Source organism: Pseudoxanthomonas sp. F11, from assembly GCF_037046485.1.
Lineage (GTDB): Bacteria > Pseudomonadota > Gammaproteobacteria > Xanthomonadales > Xanthomonadaceae > Pseudoxanthomonas_A.
In genome coordinates, this window is the sequence record NZ_JBANLZ010000001.1 from 361,743 (window position 1) to 384,044 (window position 22,302).

A 22,302-nucleotide genomic window follows, 5' to 3' on the forward strand; every position below is an offset into this window, starting at 1 on the left:
CGATCCTCCTGCGCGCCGGCGTGGCGCGCCTAGGTGCGCTCCGTGGAAGCCTGCAGCGCGGCGGCCAGGGCGGCATCGCCGCTGACCAGGTCGGTCCAGCGGATCTCCACGCCGTTGCGGCGACCTTTCTCCACCAGCTTCAGTCCGGTGGGATCGATCGTCAGCGTGTAGGCCTGGTCGCCCAGCATCAGTTCGCGTCGGAGCGGTTTGTCGAGCGGAGTCATGCGGAGTCCTCAGATCTGCGGGGGATGGCGATGCGGTTGTCCGTCCTTCGCGCCGGGTTCGACTTCAGGGTCGTTGCGCGCGTCGTCGGTGCGCTTGCCGTGCGATTCGCCGGGCACCACGTCGCCCTCGGGGCGGCGTTGTCGTTCGATCGGGTTGGGCGCGGCCGGTGTGGCGTCGCGGGGGGTGCGATGCATGGCGGAGTCCTCGCTTGCGGGCGTCCAGCGTCGCCATGCAGACGTTGGCCACACGTGAGGGTGGCCTGCGGATTTTCAGCAGGCAGTCACGCTGTACCGCGCAGAGCGACTGCGGGCTGAACGCGGGCACGCCGTGCGCACGGCGCGTTGACGCAGGCTCATGCAATCTTCAGCGCATGTTGTGCCACGAACGTATCGACGCGCGTCTTTCCGATGCCGAAATGCGGGTGATGTCCGGTGCCGATATCGGCGATCCGCATGCGTTCCTGCGCGGGTTATGGGCGCAGGTGTACGACCACGCGCCCATGCACCTGCGTTCATCGGTGCTGCGCCGACTGCACGCGTTGTCGCGGCGGTTGGGCGTGAACTACGTGCACGGCGAACCGGACGCCGCCGACTGACGCGGCGCGCCGCCGTCCGGGAATCAGGCCGCCGGGCGCAAGCCGGCCAGGGCGTTCTGGATGTCCTGGCGGCGGAACGGTTTGGCCAGCACCGCCGCATCGGCGAAGCGTTCCGGCAGGCCCTGCTGGCCGTAGCCGGTGGTGAACAGGAACGGCACGCCGCGCGCGCGCAGCGCATCGGCCACCGGAAACGACGGTTCGCCGGCCAGGTTCACGTCCACGACGGCCAGGTCCACGTCGGCGGTATCCAGTTTGGCCAGCGCGTGCTCCACCGATCCGGCGCTGCCGGCCACGGTGTAGCCCAGGGTGGGCAGCAGGTCTTCCAGCAGCATCACCAGCAGGAATTCGTCTTCCACGATGAGCACGCGCGGTGCGGGGTCGGTCGTCGTCATGCGGCCACTCCTAGGTCGGGCATGGGGGCGGTGATGCGGCAGTGCACGCCCGCGGGTTGGAAGTCCAGGGCCACGTCGCCGCCCAGGTCGTGGCGCAGGCCACGCTCGATCAGGCGCGCGCCGTAGCCGCGGTGTGCCGGCGCCACCACCGGCGGGCCGTCCAGTTCCTGCCAGTGCAGAATCAGACTGCGGCGGCCGTTCAACGGCTCGGACGTCCAGTGGATGCGCACCCGCCCCTGCGCCACCGACAGTGCGCCGTACTTCATGGCGTTGGTGCACAGCTCGTGCAAGGCCATCGACAAGGCCAGCGCGCGTTGCGGTTCCAGTTCCATCGGCGGGCCATGGATGTCGAAGCGTTGCTCGTCCCCCTGCAGGCACGGGGCGATGGCGGTGCGCACGATGTCGTGCAGCGGGGCGTGTTCCCATTGCTGGCGGGTCAGCACGTCGTGCGCCTGCGCCAGCGCGTGCAGGCGCGCTTCGAAGCGGTCGCAGGCCAGGCCGATGTCGTCGGCGCGGCGCAGGGTCTGCAGGGCGATGGACTGGACGATGGCCAGGGTGTTCTTGACCCGGTGGTTGAGTTCGTTGAGCAGCAGGCGCTGGTGTTCTTCGTGCTGGCGGCGCGCGGTGATGTCGGTGGCGGCGCCGAACCATTCGGTCACCTCGCCGCCGATGGGGCGGATGGGCACTGCGCGCGAGGCGATCCACGACCAGCCGCCGGCTTCGTTGCGGATGCGGTGTTCGGCGCTGAAGGTGCTCTGGGTGGCGCGTGCGCGGGCGATGGCGTCGGCCACCAGGTCGCGGTCGTCGGGGTGCACCAGCACCTCCAGCCAGGCGGGGGTGAGCGAGCCGTGCCGGCCCAGCAGCAGGCTGCCACCCACGATGTCCACTTCGCTCCAGTCCGCATTGGTGCGGTAGACCAGGTCGGTGGTGGCGTCGACCATGGCGGCCAGCCGTTCTTCGCTGCGGCGGCGGGCTTCTTCGTGCTGTTTGCGTTCGGTGACGTCGCGGGTGGTGCCGGCCACGGCTTCCACTTCGCCATCGGGGCCGATGACGGGCACCAGCAGGTAGTCGTAGATGCGGCGGCCGTTGGTGCCGTTGAACGGCACGTCGCCGCGCACGGGCTGGCGGGTGGCGATGACCTGTTCGATCTCGCGGTCGTGCATGGCGGCGTGCCAGGGTTCGTAGCCCAGTTCCAGGCAGTTCCTGCCGATGGCTTCGTCCCAGGTCTTGCCCCACATGGCCAGCAGGGCGGCGTTGGCGTAGGTGAAGCGGTGCTGCAGGTCCCACATGTAGACCAGGTCGGGGGTGGTCTGCAGGAGGGTTTCGTACAGGCGGAGGCGCTGCTCCGCCGAGGCGTGCGCACCGCCTGCCATCGAGGCGCTGTCCATGGACGTGGGTGTTCTGATGGCGATGCCCCACCCTACCGCCCGTCGGCGTGGGCGACCCGTGAAACTTGGCAGGGGGGTGCCCTGCGCGGGGGCTTCTGTTCAGGCGGGCCCAAGAAAAAGGCCCCGCGTTGCGGGGCCTTGGGGTGGCGCGGCGGCGCAGGCTCAGGCGTCGACGACGGCTTCACCGACGGGCTCGGCGGTGGCCTTGCGGCGGGCGAAGCGCGAGGCCAGTTCGCGGCGCGCTTCGTCCACGCCCTTGTCCTTGCCCGCCACCTTCAGCACGCCGTACACCTCCAGTGCGGCGGCCATCAGGTCGCTGCCGAGGGCGAGTTCGGTGTCGGCCGCGCGCTGCATCAGGTGCGCCAGCCTCGCCGCGCGCGGGCGCAGCAGTTCGAGGGCCAGGTGGTCCTGGCGGAAGGCGTCGATGTCGAAGTCGCGCGGCATCAGGCCGGCGTGTTGTTCGGCCACGCTCAGCGCGGTGGCGCAGAAGGCACGCGATTTGTGCCCCATCTTCACCAGGTCCTGACGTTCTTCGACGGTCAGGGCGATCAGCAGGTCGAGGTCGGCTTCGAGGGCGTTCAATGAGCCGTCGATGCGCTCCAGGCGGTCGGGCTGGAACGTCATGGCGATGCGGTTCTGTGTCATGTGCTTGCGTCCTTTCAGGTTGTGCCGGCCGGGTCCGACCGGCACACGCAGCCTACTGCGCCCTACCCGCGTTGCGACGCCCGCGCGCACTAATGAAGTACTTCTCACATTCGCATGCGCGATTGAGCGAAAAACATCGGTGCGATACCGAAAAACATCCAGCGTTGGACCTAAGACATCCAACGCTGACCGCTACTGTGAGAAGAAGCACCGAAAAACATCCAACGCTGGACCGAAAAGGGGAAACGTTGGGCGTTAGTGAGAGATGAGAGGCCGGAAAACCTGGAACGTTTCACCAAAAAGGGGAAACGTTGGACCTTATTGTGAGAAGAAACACCGAAAAACATCCGGCGTTGGATGTTTGTGTGAGAAGAGACTTAGGACCGATCGACGTAAGCGGCCTAAAAGTGGAGCGTGACGCTGCGCTCACGGCGGCGCAGATCGGCCGCAGGGCCCGAGCGCGCCCCTCCTAACCGCCAAAATCTGAAGCACCCGATGATCGCGCGCCCCTGATCTTCTCGAACAACTCGAAAGCCAGTTGCTCGCTGGCCGCAACCCGGAACGACCTGTCAGTCATCACCCGCGAGAAGATCTCTTCATTCCCCTCCATTCGCTCGATAAAAAGCTCATCCAATACGCGTTCCAGATAGGAAGTGAAGTCGCCCAGATTGTTCGCCTTGGCAGCCTCCCTTACCTGGTCACTAGCTTCCGCCGAAATCCGAATCTGATCGAAGAACAACTGGTCGGCCTCAGTGAAATCCGTACCGAAGCGTGTATTGAGCTTCTCCACCAGACTCGACAGCGCCACCTCCTCATCCGCCACACGCGCAGTCCCCACATCAGTGGGTCCTTTCAGCGGATATACGTCACCCTTACTAAGATCAATCGAGCCATCCGTAAGCTGCTGCATCCGGTAGTAGCGCAGGCTTACCTCGTCATCCAATACAAACGCTTTGCCTTCATCCGGCAACGGCAGCTTGGTCATTAGATTGCGGACGAAGGTGTACAGCTTCTCCAGATCGCTGTCCTGATATGGGACGATCTGCGACAGGAAGGCATAGAGATTTCGATAGGCCGTTAGCAGCCCCCGAAACTCATCCCGCTTCTCCTCGGCCTGAGCCTTGAAGCGCTGCACCACGCCATCCAGTACGGCGTTCATCTGCTTGTGGTCGCTGCCCGAATGCTCGCGCTTTGGCTTGTACCAAGCCTGCGCGAAGGCGTCTACGTCCGCCGGCGTAAAGATCGCGGGCGCCAGCAGCTTGTGCTGCAGTTCGGACAGCTTCTCCGGACCCGCGTTGTCGCTGATGGGCGTGCTTTCGTAGTACGGCTTGAACGCCTTGTGAATATCTTCTTCCTTGTTAGCGAAGTCGAGCACGAACGTCCGCTTCTTGCCCGGCGCCATACGGTTGAGGCGCGACAACGTCTGCACCGCCTGCACACCCGCGAGCTTCTTGACCACATACATGGTCTGCAACAGCGGCTGGTCGAAGCCCGTCTGGTACTTCTCTGCCACCAATAGCACGCGGTAGTCGTCACGCTCAAACATTTCAGGCAGTTCGCTTTCCGCCAAACCGTCATTCATCGATACTTCGGTGTAGGACGCTCCGGGGTCCTCCGGATCTTCCACGGAGCCGGAGAACGCCACCAGTGAACGGATGCCCTCGTAGCCGTTGTCCTTGATGTACTGATCAAAGGCCAGCTTGTACTTGACCGCAGCCAATCGCGAACCCGTGACCACCATCGCCTTGGCACGTCCACCCAGCTCGTGCATCACATGCACGCGGAAGTGCTCGACGATCACCGACACGACCTGCTCGATGTTGACCGGATGCAGTTCCATGTAACGGGTCAGCGCCTTCGCTGCCTGCTTTCGCGACACTTCCGGATCGTCCTCAACCTGTTTGATCAGGCCGAAGAAGCGCTTGTAGGTGGTGTAGTTGGCCAGCACGTCCATGATGAAGCCCTCTTCGATGGCTTGGCGCATGCTGTATTCGTGGAACGGCGATTCTCCCGATGGCCCCGGCGTATCGAACAACACCTTGGTCTTGAACTTGGGTGTGGCGGTGAAGGCGAAGAAGCTGAGATTGGGTTGCCGCGCTCGCTTTTGGGCCTCGCGCAGGATGGCCGCACGAGTGGACTCGTCCAGATCGTCATCTTCTTCGTCGGACAGCTGGGAAGCTACCGCGGCCTCGATGCCATCCCGGTTGAGCATGCCGCGCAAGGCCATGGCGGTCTCACCGCTCTGCGAGGAATGCGCCTCGTCCACGATCACGGCAAAGCGCTTTCCGGCAGTATCGATCCTGACGTCCTCGCCATCGGCCTCGAGCCTTGCGAGCGCGCGAGCGATGAACGGAAACTTCTGAATCGTGCTGATGATGATGGGCGTGCCACCTGACAACGCCCGGGCGAGCTGGCGGGTATCCTCGTCGATCTTTTCCACCACGCCCGTTTTATGCTCGAACTGGTAGATGGTGTTCTGCAACTGCTGATCCAGCACGCGGCGATCAGTGACCACCACCACCGAATGGAAGACCTTCTCTTCCTGGGCGTCATGCAGGCTGGCCAGCCGATGCGCGAGCCAGGCGATGGAGTTTGACTTGCCGGATCCGGCCGAGTGCTGCACCAGATAGTTGTGTCCCGCTCCCTTCTCGCGTGCGTGCCCGACCAGTCGCCGCACGGCTTCAAGCTGATGATAACGCGGGAAGATCATGGCCTCCTTGCGGACGCTGCGCACCCCCTTGTCGGTCTTGATCTGACGCTCTTTGACCTCCAGGTGCATGAAGCGCTGGAGGATGTCGAGCAGGCTATCTGCCGTCAGCACTTCGTCCCACAGGTAGTGGGTCTTCCAGTTGCCTTGCACCGGAGGATTGCCCGCGCCGTGCTGGTCGCCACGATTGAAGGGCAGAAAGACGGTCTCCCTGCCCTTGAGTCGCGTGCTCATCCACGCTTCGTCCGGGTCCACTGCAAAATGCACCAGTGCACGCTGCTTGAACGCGAACAGCAGGTCGCGTTCGTCACGGTCATGCTGGTACTGGTGGATGGCATCACGGGCGCGCTGGCCGGTCAGGGGGTTCTTCAGTTCCACCGTCACCACCGGCAGACCGTTGACCGCCAGCGTCACGTCGATGATGCAGCGCCGGGGCTTGCCGTCAGGCCGCTTGAGCACGGAGGTGAAAGCTACCTGCCGGGTGATGGTCAGACGGTTGTGCGCGTACTTGGCGGCCGCTTCGGGGTTCATGCCGGAGTTGGGGCGGAAGTAGGCCAGGCGCAGGGTTTTGCCGTAGCACTTGAAACCGTGGCGAAGCACGTGCAGCGCGCCCTTGATCTCCAGCTCCTTTGCCAGTGCCTCCAGCACGGTGGCTTCGGTGCGCCCGCCCAGCAATACATGCAGTTGTTGCCAGCGCGTGGGTTGGCTGTCCTGCAGGAAGCCGATCACGTCGGCGGGGAACAAGGCCAGGGTTTCGTGGTAGTCGGCTGCGCTGCGCCTGCGGTAGCCGCCGTTGGCCAGTAGGCCGGCTTCGATGGCGACTTCAAAGGCGAGTTCGGTATGGCCAACCATGCGGGACGTCCTTATCCGTTGAGTTCGGGGAGTTGGCCGGTGACGGCGGCGGTAATGAGCGCTGATCTATATGAGGAGAGCTGATCGATGGTTGCAGTTATAGCCGCTGACGCTTTCCCCATCATCTGATCGTTCAAGCTCACATACTCGGCAATTTCCTTCTGCTCCGATAACTGCGGAAATGCGTGAAGGTAGTCCTGGACGCTGGACTGAGGGATGTTGTTTGCAAGCCCTTCTGCACCACTAACCGAGAGGCGTATTTGCTCGCGCATGTGCTTGGCAAACATTGCGAGCGAGAAAAACTTCTTATCCGTCGTTTCGAGATCAAGACGTATTCGGTAGGTCTTGTCAGAAAACATCAATCTTGGGCGAGTATTTTCCACCAATCCGACGGATCCGATGTAATGCAGAGAACCACTCGCACGGCACATCAGCACATCACCAGCTTTCACCTCAAGATCAGGCCTTGCATCCAAATGAGCTGGAAGGGCCTTGTGCTGGTTTTCATCGAAAATCCCAAGATTCACGCACCCGCTCTTGAGAACAGCCCACTCCTCAATCTCTGCCGTGCGCATCTCCGTTTGAGGGCTCCAGCCCTGTTCAATTGTCCGGATGTGTCTTTTCAGCGGCTTTACGTCCCAATGTTCAGGAATTTCGCCAAGCCAATCCACTCCCGATGGCTTCATCGGCACATCCGGATTCAAACCCTTGGTGACGGCGCGAGTGATCATGGCTTGACGCTTTTCCGCCAGCCGGTCCAGTAGCGCCCTTTTCTTCTCGATCAGGGCATCAATGCGCGCGGTCTTTTCGTCCAAGAAGCGGGCTATGCGCTGCTGGACGGTCAGCTCCGGGATGGGGACGCGCATGTCCAGATAGCTGCCCAAGTCAAGATTCTGGATCCCTGTGCTCTGCTTGATATGTGGATAGGTGCCCCGCCCCACATAGATCGCCAGCATCAGATAGTTGAGAAAAGCAGGATCGACTTCTTCGGCAGGGCGACAGCGGGCAAGAAAGTTGGACGTCACGCTGGGCCGATCATCTTCGAACAACACCGTTCGACCGACCAGTTGCTTCTCGCCACCGCCGGACTTCTCCATCACCAGGTCGCCGGGCCGCAGCGAAATCTTGTCGAACGTAGCCGTATCAATAGACCTTAGGGTGCGCTCACCCGCGTTCAACCGGCCAGATTGCCCATCGAAGTCCGCCGCCCGGATACAAACGACATCGTTCTCTCCATCGGGCTCACTGCCCCACGCACCATTCTTGCAACTTTCGAAGGCCCACTTGAGGCGCGTCCCCGGCATGTCTGGATTGAAGATCACGACTCACCTCCAGAGAGCGACTTGCTCGATCTCTTCTTGGTTCTATTCGCGCTGCCAGCCTTCAAAGTCTCCGCTGCGCTCCGCAGGTCAGCCACGTATCTGGCTTCTGCGACCTGCTCCGCCTCCAGCCTCCGCCGTTCGGAGAAAGTGTCGTACTGACGCTCGGCCCAATCCTTCGCCTGCGACTGGCTGACCTTGCCTGCGTTCGCCAGTACGGGAAGCTCTGTGTCGCGCAGGAACTTGTCCAGAAAACCATCCCAGTCCGCCAACCGAATGTCCTGCCGACGCATCGCCCGGAACTCTGCCTGATCCAGGAACATCACCGTGATGCGGTTGAGGGTTTCGACCTCCCGCGCATCGAGATAGTTCTTCGCTGTGCATACATCCTGCTTCAACACCCGCCCACCCTTCCAGGTGCTCAGCCCCATGTTGGGCTGCGCAGCGTCTGCCCGCTGGCGCACGATTTCTGCCGCCGTCAGGCCGGTGGCCGCATAGTGCATCTTGTTCTGCATGATTGCGAAGAACCGCTGCGTGTCCTCCTCGCCCTCGCGGTAGTCCACCGCCATGGCGAAGATCTCCCGGATGCGCTGGTATACCCGGGCCTCACTGGCGCGGATCTCGCGGATGCGCGCCAGCAGCTCGTCGAAATGATCCACCGGACCTGCATGACCCTTCAGCCGCTCGTCGTCCAGCACGAAGCCCTTGACCAGGTATTCCGACAATCGCGCCGTGGCCCACTGGCGAAACTCGGTGCCGCGCGCCGACCGAACCCGGTAGCCCACGGCCAGGATGGCGTCCAGGCTGTAGTGCTTGGGTCGGCGTGAGACGGTGCGCGCACCCTCCTGACGAACTTGTAAGTAATCCTTACAGGTTGCCGACTCCTCCAGCTCTCCTTCGGCGTAGATGGCCTTCAGGTGCTGTGTGATGTTCTGCGGCGTGGTCTGGTACAACGCCGCGATCTGGGCTTGGGTCAGCCAGACCGTCTCGCCCGCCAACAGCACGCGGATACGGCCCTCCCCAGCGGGATAGATCAGCAGTTCGCCTTCCGTGGTGATGGTCACATCCTTGCTCATGCCAGCAATCCTTTCAGCAGATCGGCGATCTCGCCCTCCAGCTTGCGGATATCGGACTCGATCTCCGGAAGCGGACGCGGCGGCTTGTACACGTAGAAATGGCGGTTGACGGGGATCTCGTAGCCGATCTTGGTCTTGCCATAGTCCACCCAGGCATCCGCGACATGCGGCAATACCTCGCGCGCCATGTAGTCGTCGATCGTGTCACGGAACATCTCTACCAGCGCATCGTTGGGCTTGTCCGGGCCGAAGGCCATCGGCAGCGGTAGTGCAGTGCCCTTGGGCAATGGGATGTTTTCCGTATCGCGCAGTTCGCTGTCGGGTTCTGGCAGGCCCTTGTTACGGCAGATCTCGGCTCTGGGGTCGCGTTCGCCCAACGCAGCGAAGATGGCCTTTCGAACAGGGGACGGGAGAACCATGCCGGCCTTCTTTGCCGCCTTCCCCAGGTCAGCCTCGAATACGGCCCGATCCATGTAACGCCCTTTGCGGCCGAGCGTGGCAACCAGGTCACGAATGGCCTGCTGCATAGCCTCCCCTTCGGCGATCTCCCGCTTTGCGGCCTTTTCGTCCTTGCGCTTCTTCGACGTCGCGAGGCCGGCGAATGCGGACTGCTCATCAAGCCTGGCGATACGCTCAGGTGTAGCTTCGAAGTTCATACGCAACGGGCGCTCCACGGTCACCTTTAGGAAGCCGAACTCGCGGTTCTCGAAGATCCTGGACACCACGCGAACTTCCTTCTCGCCGGTCTTGTGGTCGACGACCACCTCGGCGGTCTCCCCATCACGGTAGTTGCCATACAGCCGGGTGAGCGCCTCGATCTGCTCATCCGCGATCTCGTTGCGCTTGTTGTTGAGGCTCTTCTTCATCTTGGAAACGAAGCGGGTGCCATCGATCAACTGCACCTTGCCCTGCCGCTCAACAGGCTTGCGGTTGCTCACCAACCATACGTAGGTGTAGATGCCGGTGTTGTAGAACAACTGATCCGGCATGGCGACGATGGCATCCAGCCAATCGTTTTCGATGATCCAGCGACGGATGTTGGATGGACCGGAGCCCGCGTCACCCGAGAACAACGGAGAGCCGTTGAAAACGATCGCGATCTTCGATCCCGGCTTGTCCTCATCTCCCTTCGCGTAGGGGTGCATCTTGTGGATCATGTGCTGCAGGAACAAGAGCGACCCGTCGTTGATCGCGGGCAGGCCCGCGCCAAAGCGGCCATTCGGGCCGAGCTTTTTGTGTTCGTTCTCGACGACCGTCTTTTGATCCTTCCATTCAACGCCGAAGGGAGGGTTGGCCATCATGTAATGGAACCGCTGGCCCTCGAAGCCGTCCCTGGTCTTGCCATCCCCCAAGGTGTCACCGAGCACGATGCTACTGGTGTCCTCGTCCTTGATGAGCATGTCCGAGCAGCAGATGGCCCAGGATTCGTCGTTGTATTCCTGTCCATACAGTCTGAGATTGGCCTGCGCGTTCTGTGCCAGAATGAACTTCTCCGACTCCGACAGCATGCCGCCAGTACCACAGGTGGGGTCATAGATCGTCCGAAAGATGCCGGGCTTGTAGACGTCTTTCTCGCCGGTGTAGATCAGGTTCGCCATCAGGCGAATGACTTCACGCGGCGTGAAATGGTCGCCCGCCTCTTCATTCGCCTGCTCGTTGAACCGCATGATCAGGTGCTCGAACAGGTACCCCATCTGCAAATTGTCGATGCGATCAGGATGCAGATCGACGTCCGCCATCGCTTTGACGATGGTGAAAAGGCGGTTGCTGGCGTCAAGCTTCTCGATCTGGTCAGTGAACTTGAATCGCTCGAAGATACGGCGCGCGTCCGGCGAGAATCCGTTGATGTAGTTGATCAGATTCGGAGCGATGTTCTCCGCATCTCCCAGCAGCTTGGCAAACGTGTATTTGCTGACGTTGTACAGGGGATACTGGCGCCCGGGATCTGCGGCCTTCCCCAACAGCCTGTGCATGGCGTTCTCGGGGGTGCCCTTTGCCAGCAGCTTTTCATGCTGCTTCAACACCTTGTCCTTGGTGGGCTCAAGCACGCAGTCAAGCCTACGCAACACGACCATCGGCAGCATGACGAGACGGTACTGAGGCGGACGATAAGGGCCGCGCAGGCGATTGGCGATTTCCCAAATGGTGCTTTTGAGCTCTTCGTGGTTCTTGATATTCATTCTTGTAGTTCTGGTATCGATGCGCAGTACGCGGCATCGAAAATGGATCAACGGCAACGACTGTCGCTCAAGCCCTAGTCTTCACCGGCAAGAAACCACACCGGCTTCAACGGCAACCTGCGCCGCGCGCCGTCATCGAGCTTCGAGTAGTGCGAAGTCCACAACTCCACCAGCTTAGTGGTGTCGAGCAGGGTGATGCGGCGATGCGACTGGCGCGCTTCCAGTTCCGCATCCTTGGTAAAACCGGACAGCGCCACGAACAGGCCGACATCCCCCTCCCCCAACACCGCCATAAAGCTACGCAGACCGATGACATCGATCCGCGGCGAGTTCGCGTTGCGCTTGACCTGCACCTTGATGCGCGGCGGGCGCGTGCCCAACGGGTCGTTGTAGGCGATGACGTCCACGCCGCCGTCCTTGCCTGAAGGCGCCACCCAGGCCACGTGGTAGTCCATCGCCTTGAGTAGTTCGGCGACCAGATCCTGGAATTCGTAGGGCGGCATCTCGGCCAGGAAGTCCTCGATCTCCTTCCAAGCCATCTCCTCTGCCTGTTCCAGCGTGATGACCGCGGACTTCTCCGCCGCCTCTTCCGCTTCGTCTTCTTCCAGCGCGGCCGGCTGCGCCTTGCGCCACTTCCAGTAGAGCTTCTCGGCCTGACGGTAGAACGCTTCTGCATCCTTGATGGACGCGAACGCGGCCTTGCCCTCATCGCTGACCGACCAGACACCCTTGTGCTTGATCAGCCAGCCCGCCTTAACGCAGGTCACTGTCGCGAAGCGGACGATCCGCTCGAAACGGCGGCCGCCGGACGCGTAGTCTCCGGCTTCGTAGTCCGTCAGCTGGACCGCCTGCTCCAGCGCTTTGAGCGCATCCGCGGCCTTCATGCCGTCGGGCTGGGCGATGAGAATTTCGAATAGTTTGCGAATCAGATGGCCAGTCCTGGCCTTGGTGACGTCCGCCACAGCGTTCCCCTCCTACGTGGTCCGGGAACTGTACGCTGACGTTCACATTCGCTCAACGAAAAGGCCCCGCGACTACGGGGTCACGGGCGCATTCTGCCGGATCTGCTCAATCCCTCAACTTCAACGCCGGGTTCTCATCAATCGTCCCGTCCTCGTTGACCACCACGTAGCGGTCGCCTTCGCGGTTGAACAGCACGGGGATGGGGATCTTGAAGAGGGGGCGGCGGACGAACTTCAGGCGCCAGTGGAAGGTTTCCATGGTGTGGATGGTGGCCTGCTGCTCCGGCGTAAGGCCGGCCAACAGCGTGGCGTCGTCCAGCTTAGGCGCGCCCTTGCGGCGCTCGGGGGTACGGGGGGCGGTGCCCGGCGTGTCCGGGCCGGGGGTGTCGCGCGGGCGGTGCGGATCCGTCATCCGGCGGGGGACTCCTGAAGGCATGGAACGAAAGCGGCCCGCCGTCGATGACGGCAGGTGCCCTACCTTCTATCGGCCGGGTTCAAGGGAACGTGAGGGTGGCGTTGGGGTGTGGGGGATGTGTTCAGGGGAGCGGTTGGCATCGCGCTCTGCCCCTCATCCGCCCCCGTATCAAGTACGGGGCAGGCCCGTTGGGCACCTTCTCCCCGCAAGACGGGGAGAAGGAACAGCACGATATGGCGCGCCTCAGGCGCGCAGGACGAGGGACTGGCTCTCGTCCAGGGTGCCGTCTTCCTGGATGACCACGTGGCGCGTGTGGTCGCGATCGAACAGCACCGGGATGGGGGCTTGGAACAGCGGGCGGCGCACGAAGGCCAGGCGCCACTGGAAGATTTCCAGCGCTTCCAACGTCGTCAACTGCGCCGGCGTCAGCCCGGCGCGCAGTGCGTCGGCGCTCTGCACGGGCGCAGCCTTGCGGCGCTCGGGCCGGCGTGGCGCCGCCGCGGCGGGCGCGGGGTGCTGCCAGGGGCCGGTGATGACGGAAGCGTGGGCGGCGTTGCGATGCATGGAGGCTCCAACCAGTACGGTGTCACGGTGCTTCTAACGGCCACGGGCGGCCGCGATTGAGGGTGACGACGTCCTTGCAAGGCGTGTGCCGGAATGAGGGTCGGCCATGAAAAAAGCCCCGCGGGTGCGGGGCTTTCTCAGTCGCGGGGTCCCGGCGTTCGCCGGGATGACGGCGGATTACGCGAACGGGTCCTGCAGGACCATGGTGTGGTCGCGGTCGGGGCCGGTGCTGACGATGGCCAGCGGGCAGCCGGACAGCTCTTCCAGCGCGCGCAGGTAGGCACGCGCGGCCGGCGGTAGCTTGTCCCACTCGGTGATGCCGTGGGTGTTCTCGTCCCAGCCCGGGAATTCCAGGTACACCGGCGTGCACTCTTCCCACCCGCCCGCATCCAGCGGCGCGTACTCGGTACGCTTGCCGCGGTACTCGTAGGCGATGCAGATCTTCAGCGTCTTCATGCCGTCCAGCACGTCCAGCTTGGTGATGCACAGGCCGGAGATGCCGTTGATGGCCACCGCGCGCTTCAGCGCCACGATGTCCATCCACCCGCAGCGGCGCGGACGGCCGGTGGAGGCGCCGTATTCCTGGCCGCGGTCGCGGATGCCCTGCCCCACCTCATCGTCCAGCTCGGTCGGGAACGGACCGCCGCCCACGCGCGTGGCGTAGGCCTTGCAGATGCCCAGCACGTAGTCGATGGCGTCCGCGCCCACGCCGGTGCCGGCGAACGCGCCGCCGACCGTGGTGTTGGAGCTGGTGACGTAGGGATAGGTGCCATGATCGATGTCCAGCAGCGCACCCTGCGCGCCTTCGAACAGCACCCGCTTACCCTGCTTGCGCAGGTCGTGCAGGATGCCGGCCACGTCGGACTTCATGGGCTGCACGTATTCGCCGAAGGCCAGGGCTTCGTCGTAGGTCTTCTGGAAATCGACCGCGTCCACGCCCAGGTACTTGGTGAGCACGAAGTTGTGGTAGTCCAGCGCCGTGCGCAGCAGTTCTTCCAGCTGCTTGGGGTAATGCAGGTCGGCCACGCGGATGCCGCGACGCGCCACCTTGTCCTCGTACGCCGGGCCGATGCCGCGGCCGGTGGTGCCGATGGCCTTGCCGCCGGCGGCCTTCTCGCGGGCCTGATCCAGGGCGATGTGGTACGGCATGATCAGCGGCGTGGCCGGGGAGATCTTCAGGCGCGAACGCACTTCCACGCCGGCCGATTCCAGTTCGTCGATTTCCTTGATCAGCGCGGCCGGCGACAGCACCACGCCGTTGCCGATCAGGCACAGCGCGTCGGGGCGCAGGATGCCGGACGGAATCAGGTGCAGGACGGTCTTCTTGCCCCCGATGACCAGCGTGTGGCCGGCATTGTGGCCGCCCTGGAAACGGACGACGGCACCGATTTCCTCGGTGAGCAGATCGACGATCTTGCCCTTGCCTTCATCGCCCCACTGGGCGCCGAGAACGACGACTGACTGACCCATGACGGGTAACTCCTCGATTGTTGGCGGCCATCGGGGCCACCGGAAGGGGTCGTGCGGGACCACCGCGTTACCGATGCCGGCGAACTCCATCGGGGAGCCGCCCGCCACGCCGGGCCCAGACACGGAAAAAGCCGGCGGGTATCCCACGCAGGGGGCCCGTCCGGCTTTTGTGCATTATCCGGGTTTAGGGGGGCGGGGGCTACCCTGGGCCGGGGGGCCGCACTGGAGGTTCAGGAATCGCGCCAAAAGCGGCCCCTCATCCGGCCTTCGGCCACCTTCTCCCCGCAGGCGGGGAGAAGGATGCGTGCCGTGAAAGTCCGCGCCAAGAGCGGCCCCTCATCCGGCCTGCGGCTCCCTTCTCCCGCTTACGGGGAGAAGGAAACCGCAGGGATTGCCTCCCTCTCCTGCAACGTGGGGAGAAGGCAAAGCAGCAGGGCGCGGCTTTCCCCTTCTCCCTGCGAAGCGGGGAGAAGGTGGCCGAAGGCCGGATGAGGGGCGCTTTCCGATCCATCCATGCGGCGCTTCCCGATACAGCGCAGGCTGCCGCGCACCGACCCTGCCTGCATCAGGAGGGCAAAACGATGCGGGGAAAGACAGACCACGCGCGCGAACGTCGGCTACGGCGCGACCAGACCAAAGCGGAGCGGGTGCTGTGGCAATACCTGCGCGACCGGCGCCTGCTGGGGTGGAAGTTCCGGCGGCAGCACCGGGTAGAGCCCTACTTCGCCGATTTCGCCTGCGTGAAAGGACATCTCATCGTGGAGCTGGATGGCAGCCAGCATCTGGCGCAACGGCGTCGCGACGACGCGCGCACGCGCTTCCTGGAAACCCGAGGGTTCCGGGTGCTGAGGTTTTGGAACGATGACGTGCTGCGGGACACGGCCGATGTCCTGCACGCGATCATTGCCGCGCTCACCCCTCATCCGCCCTCCGGGCACCTTCTCCCCGCTGCGCAGGGAGAAGGAAAAACACTTTCGCGCGTGTGCGAAGGAACCGGAGACACGCATGGGGTCCGCGGGAATGCGGAGAAGAAGTCATGAGGCGCCCGTGTCCTTCCTTCTCCCTGCGTAGCGGGGAGAAGGAAAAGCACGTTGAAGCGTGCACGAAAGAATCCGAGACACGCTTTGAGTCCGCAAGAATGCGGAGAAGAAGCCATGAGGCGCCGTGTCCTTCCTTCTCCCTGCGCAGCGGGGAGAAGGTGCCCGGAGGGCGGATGAGGGGCGCTTTTCCGTCAGCAGCCCGTGCAGCAAAGACGCTCAGCGGTCAGTGCTTCACCGCCCACAGCAGGGTCAGGCCGAAGATGAGGATGAAGCCGCCGACCGCGCGGACCTGGCCGTCGGACATCTGCAGCAGTTGCAGCGCGGCGCGCTTCCAGCCGGCGGGGATGGCGAACAGCACCAGGCCTTCCAGGATGGCGACCAGGCACAGGGCGGACCAGAGTTCGGACATGGGCAGGATCCCGGCCCGGCGACCAGGCGCGGGGCGATGAAAGACGGAGGGCCAAACGGGACCGGCCGCCCTGGGGCGGCCGGTGGAAGGGCTCAGCGGTCGCTCTTCATGTACTGCAGGAAGGGGTCGTCCTTGTCCAGCACGATCACGCCCTGGCCATCGGCGAACGAGGCGCGGTAGGCCTCCAGGCTGCGCTGGAAGGCGTAGAAGGCCGGATCGCGGTTGGCCGCTTCGCCGTAGATGCGGGCGGCTTCGGCATCGCCTTCGCCGCGCAGCTTCTGCGCATCGCGCTCGGCTTCGGCCACCAGCACGGTCTGGTCGCGGTCGGCCTGGGCACGCACGATGCGGGCCTGTTCCTCGCCCTCGGCACGCAGCGCGCTGGCCACCTGGCGGCGCTCGGCGCGCATGCGGTCGTAGACCTGGCCGATCACTTCGCTGTCGGTGGGCAGGTCGATCTGCTTGAAGCGGATGTCGACGATCTGCATGCCCAGGGTCTTGGCGCCGGCGTTGATGCCCGGCAGCTGCTTCTCGATCAGCTCGTTGCGGTTGCCGGACACCAGTTGGGTGAGCGTGCGCGAGTTGATCTCGTTGCGCAGCGACTCCTTGATGATCGGCGCCAGGCGGTCGGTAGCCACTTCGGCGTTGCCGCCGGTGGCGCGGTAGAAATCCGCGGCGTTGACGATGAAACCGATGGCGATGAAATCGACGCTGACGTCCTTGCGCTCGGAGGTGAGCGAACGCTCCGGCGGGAACTCGTTGGCCGTGAAGCGCTGGTCGAACACGCGCGCGGTCTCCACCAGCGGCCACTTGAAGTGCAGGCCGGGGCCGATCTCGCTGCGGGCCACGCGGCCCAGGTTGAGCACCAGGCCCACCTGCCCTTCGCGGACCACGAACACCGACCCCATCAGGCCCAGCAGGACGGCCACGGCGATGCCGACGATCAGGGAGGTCCTCATGGCTGGGCCTCCTCGCGGCGGGGAGTGCGCACGGAACTGCGCGCACCGGACGGGGTGCTTTCGACCTGCGGCATCACGACCTCGGCGGGAAGGGCGCCGGCGGGCGCGGGCGCGGCCGGAGCCTGCGCACCGCCCATCGGCACGTAGATCAGCTGGCGGCTGTCGCCCCCGACCACCTTGCGGTTGTCGGCCAGCACCTGCTGGACGGTATCCAGCCACAGGCGCTTGCGGGTGACTTCCGGCGCGTTGCGGTACTCGTCCAGCAGCAGGCTGAAGCGGGTGGCGTCACCGGTGGCCTTGGCGATGGCGGCGGTCTTGTAGCCTTCGGCCACGGTGCGCACGCGCTGGGCCTGGCCGCGGGCCTCGGGCACGATGCGGGCGGCGTAGGCGCGGGCTTCGTTGACCAGACGCTCGTTCATCTGCTGGGCGCTGTTGACCTCGTCGAAGGCGGGCTTGACCTCTTCCGGCGGGCGCGCGTCCTGCAGGCTCAGCTCGGTGACCACCAGGCCGGTGCGGTAGGCCTCCAGCGAGGCCTGCAGCGCGGTGGACGCGGCTGCGGACAGCGGGCCGCGCGCATTGAGCGCGGCGTCTAGGTTGGAGCGGCCGATCACTTCGCGCACGGCGCTCTGCGCGGTCTGTTCCAGCACGCGGACGGCGTCGGTGGTGCCGAACAGGAACTTCTGCGGATCGCCTACGCGGTACTGCACGTTGAACGAGACGGTGATGATGTTCTCGTCGCGGGTCAGCACCGGCAGGCTGTTGCTGAAGGTGCGCACGCCGGTGGTCGGGACCTTGGTGACGCTTTCGATGGGCCAGGGGAACTTGAAGTTCGGGCCGGGCTGCATGGTGCGGTTGTACTGGCCGAAGCGCAGGACCACGCCGCGGTCCTGTTCGCCGATCAGCTGGAAGCTGGAGAACAGCACCAGGATGCCGATGCCCACCAGGATCCAGCGCAGCGGGTTGCCGCCTCCACCGGCCCCGCCGAACAGGCCGCGCAAGCGCTCGACCACGTCGCCGATGCCGCCGCCCTGCCGGTTGCGCGGCGTCCAGTTGTTGTTCCGGTTGCCGTTGTTGCCAGATCCGCCGCTGCTGCTGCCGGGGGTGTTCCAGGCCATGCCCACTCCATCGTGAAGGATTCGCACGGCCCGGGGCCGGCGCAGGTTTCGATTCTACTAGATAGGGACGCCTCGGCCGGCAGGCAAGGCCGGGAGGTCATGGGGCCGCCTGACAGCCGTAGGAGCGACGTGAGTCGCGACCGCACGGGTGAACCGCCCGGGGGCAAATCCCCTGGTACGGAGTTCCCGCGGTCGCGACTGACGTCGCTCTTACAACAGCAACCCGACCCTGCCCTACTGCCAGTCTTCCCGCTCGACCTTCGGCAGCAGCGCTTCCAGTGGATGCCCGCCGGCCTGCGAGGCCAAGCGCTGGGCGTCGGCCAGGGCCAGGTCGACGGTGACGCGCCAGCCGTGTTCCTCGAAGTCTTCGGCCAGCACCGCGCCCAGCGCATGCAGGCGCGCGCGCAAGCGGGCGGAGTTGGCCGGCAGGTGCAGCTCGCCGCGCACGCGCTGGAAGCCCAGCCGCTGCGCCAGCGCGCCCTTCAGCAGGTCGATGCCCTGCCCGTCGCGGGCGGAGATCCACACGCGCTCGCGGCCCATGCCGGCGCTGGGCGCATCGCCTTCGTCCACGCCCGGGTCGGGCTGGTCGTGGCGCGGGGCGGCGCCTTCGATGCGGTCGATCTTGTTGAACACCAGCATCTGCGGCAGGTCGCCGGCGCCGATCTCCTGCAGCACTTCGTCGACCTGGGCGATGCGCTCCTCGCGGTGCGGATCGGCAGCGTCGATGACGTGCAGCAGGAGGTCGGCCTCGCGCGCTTCGCTCAGGGTGGAGCGGAAGGCGGCGACCAGTTCGTGCGGCAGGTCGCGCACGAAGCCCACCGTATCGGCCAGCACCACCGCGCCGCCGGGCAGGTCGATGCGGCGCACCGTGGGGTCGAGCGTGGCGAACAGCTGGTCGGCCGCATAGGCCTCGGCACCGGTCAGCACATTGAACAGCGTGGACTTGCCGGCGTTGGTGTAGCCCACCAGGGCCACGCGCGGCAGTTCGCTGCGCACGCGGGCGCGGCGCATCTGGGTGCGCTGCACTTCGACTTTTTCCAGCCGCTTCTGCAACTGCTCGACGCGCTTCTGCAGCAGGCGGCGGTCGGTTTCCAGCTGCGTCTCGCCCGGGCCACGCAGGCCGATGGAACCGCCGCGCTGGCGCTCCAGGTGGGTCCAGCCGCGCACCAGGCGCGTGGCCATGTGGCGCAGCTGCGCCAGTTCCACCTGCAGTTTGCCTTCGTGGCTGCGCGCACGCTGGGCGAAGATGTCCAGGATCAGCCCGGTGCGGTCCAGCACGCGGCGCTGCAGGAATTTCTCCAGGTTGCGCTCCTGGCCGGGCGAGAGCGGGAAATTGACCAGCACCAGGTCGGCGCCGGTCGCGTCGGCGGCCGCCTTCACTTCCTCCAGCTTGCCGCTGCCGATCAGCGTGGAGGGATTGGGACGGTCGATGCGCGCGGTCAGCAGCGCGGCGATGCTGGCGCCCGCCGAGCGCGCCAGGTCGCTGAATTCCTCGGTCAGGCCGTCGTCCGGACGGCCGCCGGCATGCGGCTGGATCAGCAGCGCATGCTCGCCCTTGCGGGATCTTTCAAACAATGGGGTCGTGCCTCTTCAGTCGAGGCACGCATTATCACGCGGTTTCGTCGTCGCCGCCTTCCGCCCCGTCCTCGCCCTGCTGGACGTAGCCGCCCCCGGGGCCCACGCGCACGTTGCGCGCCGGCACCACCGTGGAAATGGCGTGCTTGTAGACCATCTGGCTGACCGTGTTGCGCAACAGGACCACGAACTGGTCGAAGGATTCGATGGTGCCCTGCAGCTTGATGCCGTTCACCAGGTAGACCGACACCGGGACGCGCTCGCGCCGCAGTGCATTGAGGAAAGGATCCTGCAGGGATTGCCCCTTGGACATGACGTACTCCCGCCTTGCGTTCTTATAGTAGGTATGGTGTTGAACCCGGCGCGGCAAACGGCTCCCCAGCCGCTCCGGAGACCCGATGTTACACAACTCCGGCCCTCGAGGGCGCCGCCAAGTCCGGCAGCCGGTCCCAGTTCGGCCATGCCGGCGCCGGCAGGCTCAGCGGCGCGGCAGGAACAGGGCCAGCGCCTGGGCCAGCCGTTCTGCGTCGGTGGCGGGATCGAACCAACGGGCGTCCAGTTCGCCGCGCAGCCAGGTGAGCTGGCGCTTGGCCAGCTGGCGGGTGGCGGCAATGGCGCGTTCGCGGAAGTCCCGGGCATCGCCCTGCCCGTCCAGGAATTCCCAGGCCTGTCGGTAACCCACGGCGCGCACCGCCGGCAGGTCCAGCGGCGCGGCCACCGCCTGCATCCCGGGCAGGGCGCGCAGGGTGCGGACTTCCTCCAGGAAACCCAGCGCCAGCATCAGGTCGAAGCGCTGGGCGATGCGCGCGTGCAGCACGGCGCGGTCGGCCGGCGCCAGCACCAGCTTCAGCACGCGGTACGGCAGCCGTTCGCGCCGCGCCGTACGTTGCCAGTGGCTGATCGGCGTGCCGGTCAGGTGGAACACTTCCAGCGCGCGCTGGATGCGCTGCGGGTCGGTGGCATGGATGCGCGCGGCGGCCTCCGGATCGATCCGCGCCAGCTCGGCATGCAGGGCGGGCCAGCCGGCCTGCTGCGCCCGGGCGGTGATCCGGTCGCGCAGGGCGGCATCGGCCGGCGGCATGGCGGCCAGCCCTTCAAGCAGCGCCTGGAAGTAGAGCCCGGTGCCACCGGCCAACACCGGCAGACGGCCACGCGCGGCGATGTCGTCCATCGCGCGGCGCGCGTCGTGGGCGAAGTCGGCGGCGGAGTAGACCTGCCAGGGATCGCGCACGTCCAGGAGGTGGTGCGGCACGCGCGTCCGTTCGTCCGCGCTGGGCTTGGCGGCGCCGATGTCCAGGCCGCGGTAGACCAGCGCGGAATCGACGCTGACGATCTCGCCATTGAAACGTTCGGCCACCTCCAGCGCGAACGCCGTCTTGCCCGAGGCGGTCGGGCCCATGATGGCGATGGCGGAAGGACGGGGGTCGAGCGACATGCGCGCATTGTCGCATCCGGCCGCCGCGCTGGCCGGTGGAACGCCGGGCGCGGTCAGTCGTCGTCGGGCCAGCGGATCGTCGGTGTCGCCGCGGCCTTGCGCGGCGTCGGCGCCGCGGCGACGGCGTTCCACACCTTCAGGGCATCGACGGTGGCGGCCACGTCGTGCACGCGCACGATCGCGGCGCCGCGCTGGGCGGCGATCAGGTGCGCCGCCACCGATCCGGCCACGCGGTCCGCCGGCACGTCGCGACCGGTCAGTTCGCCGATGCTGCGCTTGCGCGACAGCCCCGCCAGCACCGGCACGCCCAGTTCGACGAAACGCTCGAACTGCGCGAGCAGCTGCAGGTTGTGCGCGGTGTCCTTGCCGAAACCGAACCCTGGATCGACGACGATGCGCCGCTTCGGAATGCCGGCCATTTCCGCAGCGAAGATGCGCTCTGCCAGGAAGCGGTGCACCTCGCCCACCACATCGTCGTACTGCGGTGCGGCCTGCATCGAACGCGGTTCGCCCTGCATGTGCATCAGCACGACGGGGACGCCGAGCGCGGCCGCGGCATCGAGCGCACCCTCGCGGCGCAGGCCGTAGACATCGTTGATCATCCCGGCGCCCGCCTGCACGGCCGCGCGCATCACCTCGGGCTTGGAGGTATCGATGCTGATCGGCACGGCCACCTGCGCAGCCAGGCGCTCGATCACGGGCACCACGCGACGAAGCTCTTCTTCGACCTCCACTTCGGCGGCGCCGGGTCGGGTGGATTCGCCGCCGATGTCGAGCACGTCGGCCCCCTCCTCCACCAGCTTCAGCGCATGCCCCACGGCCGCGTCGGCCGTGTCATGCGCGCCACCGTCGGAGAACGAGTCCGGGGTGACATTGACGATGCCCATCACCTGCGGGCGGTCGAGCCTGAGGATGCGGCCGGCGCAGTCGAGTTGGGGGACGGTGTCGAACATGGGCAGGAAAAAAGAAAGGCCAGACACGA

The 22,302-nt window shown here is 65.3% G+C and carries 21 protein-coding genes and 2 pseudogenes; 2 read left to right on the forward strand and 21 right to left on the reverse strand.

Going from position 1 to position 22,302, the window contains the following annotated elements; genetic code table 11:
• Positions 1-29: 29 nt before the first annotated feature.
• Both V8246_RS01845 and V8246_RS01850 read right to left on the reverse strand, forming a co-directional pair.
• On the reverse strand, positions 30-224 hold the full coding sequence (locus V8246_RS01845) for a hypothetical protein (protein ID WP_336187666.1): 195 nt from the start codon (positions 222-224) through the stop codon (positions 30-32).
• A 9-nt stretch (positions 225-233) separates the two neighbouring features.
• Positions 234-419, reverse strand: coding sequence for a hypothetical protein (locus V8246_RS01850; RefSeq protein ID WP_336187667.1), 186 nt, complete (start codon positions 417-419; stop codon positions 234-236).
• A gap of 176 nt (positions 420-595) precedes the next feature.
• On the opposite strand from V8246_RS01850, the gene V8246_RS01855 reads away from it, so the two are divergent.
• Positions 596-820, forward strand: coding sequence for a hypothetical protein (locus V8246_RS01855; RefSeq protein WP_336187668.1), 225 nt, complete (start codon positions 596-598; stop codon positions 818-820).
• Positions 821-843: 23 nt separating this feature from the next.
• Here V8246_RS01855 and V8246_RS01860 read toward each other — a convergent pair whose 3' ends face one another.
• The 12 genes and pseudogenes from V8246_RS01860 to V8246_RS01915 all read right to left on the reverse strand — a co-directional run bounded on the left by V8246_RS01860 (position 844) and on the right by V8246_RS01915 (position 14,790).
• A complete protein-coding gene (locus V8246_RS01860; RefSeq protein ID WP_336187669.1) occupies positions 844-1,212 on the reverse strand; it encodes a response regulator in 369 nt (122 codons plus the stop codon).
• Positions 1,209-2,153, reverse strand: a complete 945-nt coding sequence (locus V8246_RS01865; protein ID WP_336188309.1) for an HWE histidine kinase domain-containing protein — start codon at positions 2,151-2,153, stop codon at positions 1,209-1,211. The genes V8246_RS01860 and V8246_RS01865 overlap by 4 nt, the downstream gene beginning before the upstream one ends.
• A gap of 33 nt (positions 2,154-2,186) precedes the next feature.
• Positions 2,187-2,585, reverse strand: a pseudogene (locus V8246_RS01870) (PAS domain-containing protein); the annotation flags it as partial.
• Positions 2,586-2,762: 177 nt separating this feature from the next.
• On the reverse strand, positions 2,763-3,245 hold the full coding sequence (locus V8246_RS01875) for a hypothetical protein (RefSeq protein ID WP_336187670.1): 483 nt from the start codon (positions 3,243-3,245) through the stop codon (positions 2,763-2,765).
• A 469-nt stretch (positions 3,246-3,714) separates the two neighbouring features.
• Positions 3,715-6,804 (reverse strand): type I restriction endonuclease, encoded by a 3,090-nt coding sequence (locus V8246_RS01880; protein WP_336187671.1) that lies wholly within the window; start codon positions 6,802-6,804, stop codon positions 3,715-3,717.
• An 11-nt stretch (positions 6,805-6,815) separates the two neighbouring features.
• Positions 6,816-8,126: a restriction endonuclease subunit S gene (locus V8246_RS01885; protein WP_336187672.1), complete on the reverse strand. Its 1,311-nt coding sequence runs from the start codon at positions 8,124-8,126 to the stop codon at positions 6,816-6,818.
• Complete coding sequence (locus tag V8246_RS01890) at positions 8,123-9,199, reverse strand: virulence RhuM family protein (RefSeq protein ID WP_336187673.1); 1,077 nt, start codon at positions 9,197-9,199, stop codon at positions 8,123-8,125. Before V8246_RS01890 ends, V8246_RS01885 begins: the two co-directional genes overlap by 4 nt.
• On the reverse strand, positions 9,196-11,379 hold the full coding sequence (locus tag V8246_RS01895) for a class I SAM-dependent DNA methyltransferase (protein ID WP_336187674.1): 2,184 nt from the start codon (positions 11,377-11,379) through the stop codon (positions 9,196-9,198). Before V8246_RS01895 ends, V8246_RS01890 begins: the two co-directional genes overlap by 4 nt.
• Before the next feature lie 74 nt (positions 11,380-11,453).
• Complete coding sequence (locus tag V8246_RS01900; protein ID WP_336187675.1) at positions 11,454-12,341, reverse strand: Mrr restriction system protein; 888 nt, start codon at positions 12,339-12,341, stop codon at positions 11,454-11,456.
• A 106-nt stretch (positions 12,342-12,447) separates the two neighbouring features.
• The gene (locus V8246_RS01905; RefSeq protein ID WP_336187676.1) at positions 12,448-12,753 is read right to left on the reverse strand and encodes a hypothetical protein; all 306 of its coding nucleotides are present in this window, start codon (positions 12,751-12,753) and stop codon (positions 12,448-12,450) included.
• A 246-nt stretch (positions 12,754-12,999) separates the two neighbouring features.
• Entirely contained in the window at positions 13,000-13,320 is a 321-nt protein-coding gene (locus V8246_RS01910; RefSeq protein ID WP_336187677.1) for a hypothetical protein, read from the reverse strand.
• Positions 13,321-13,497: 177 nt separating this feature from the next.
• Positions 13,498-14,790: an adenylosuccinate synthase gene (locus V8246_RS01915; RefSeq protein WP_162109803.1), complete on the reverse strand. Its 1,293-nt coding sequence runs from the start codon at positions 14,788-14,790 to the stop codon at positions 13,498-13,500.
• Between the two features lie 581 nt (positions 14,791-15,371).
• Between V8246_RS01915 and V8246_RS01920 the strand changes: the two are divergent.
• Positions 15,372-15,716: pseudogene (locus tag V8246_RS01920) on the forward strand (DUF559 domain-containing protein); the annotation flags it as partial.
• A gap of 337 nt (positions 15,717-16,053) precedes the next feature.
• Here the strand turns inward: V8246_RS01920 and V8246_RS01925 are convergent.
• The 7 genes from V8246_RS01925 to folP form a co-directional block, all read right to left on the reverse strand.
• Positions 16,054-16,239, reverse strand: coding sequence for a DUF2065 family protein (locus tag V8246_RS01925; protein WP_162109804.1), 186 nt, complete (start codon positions 16,237-16,239; stop codon positions 16,054-16,056).
• 92 nt (positions 16,240-16,331) lie between these two features.
• Positions 16,332-17,195 (reverse strand): protease modulator HflC, encoded by an 864-nt coding sequence (gene hflC, locus V8246_RS01930; protein ID WP_336187678.1) that lies wholly within the window; start codon positions 17,193-17,195, stop codon positions 16,332-16,334.
• Entirely contained in the window at positions 17,192-18,310 is a 1,119-nt protein-coding gene (hflK, locus tag V8246_RS01935; RefSeq protein ID WP_336187679.1) for an FtsH protease activity modulator HflK, read from the reverse strand. The genes hflC and hflK overlap by 4 nt, the downstream gene beginning before the upstream one ends.
• Positions 18,311-18,544: 234 nt before the next feature.
• The gene (hflX, locus tag V8246_RS01940) at positions 18,545-19,885 is read right to left on the reverse strand and encodes a ribosome rescue GTPase HflX (RefSeq protein ID WP_336187680.1); all 1,341 of its coding nucleotides are present in this window, start codon (positions 19,883-19,885) and stop codon (positions 18,545-18,547) included.
• Positions 19,886-19,919: 34 nt separating this feature from the next.
• Entirely contained in the window at positions 19,920-20,198 is a 279-nt protein-coding gene (gene hfq, locus V8246_RS01945; protein WP_056881347.1) for an RNA chaperone Hfq, read from the reverse strand.
• Positions 20,199-20,363: 165 nt separating this feature from the next.
• Positions 20,364-21,320, reverse strand: a complete 957-nt coding sequence (gene miaA / locus V8246_RS01950) for a tRNA (adenosine(37)-N6)-dimethylallyltransferase MiaA (protein ID WP_336187681.1) — start codon at positions 21,318-21,320, stop codon at positions 20,364-20,366.
• A gap of 53 nt (positions 21,321-21,373) precedes the next feature.
• Positions 21,374-22,273 (reverse strand): dihydropteroate synthase, encoded by a 900-nt coding sequence (gene folP / locus V8246_RS01955; RefSeq protein ID WP_336187683.1) that lies wholly within the window; start codon positions 22,271-22,273, stop codon positions 21,374-21,376.
• Positions 22,274-22,302: the final 29 nt, after the last annotated feature.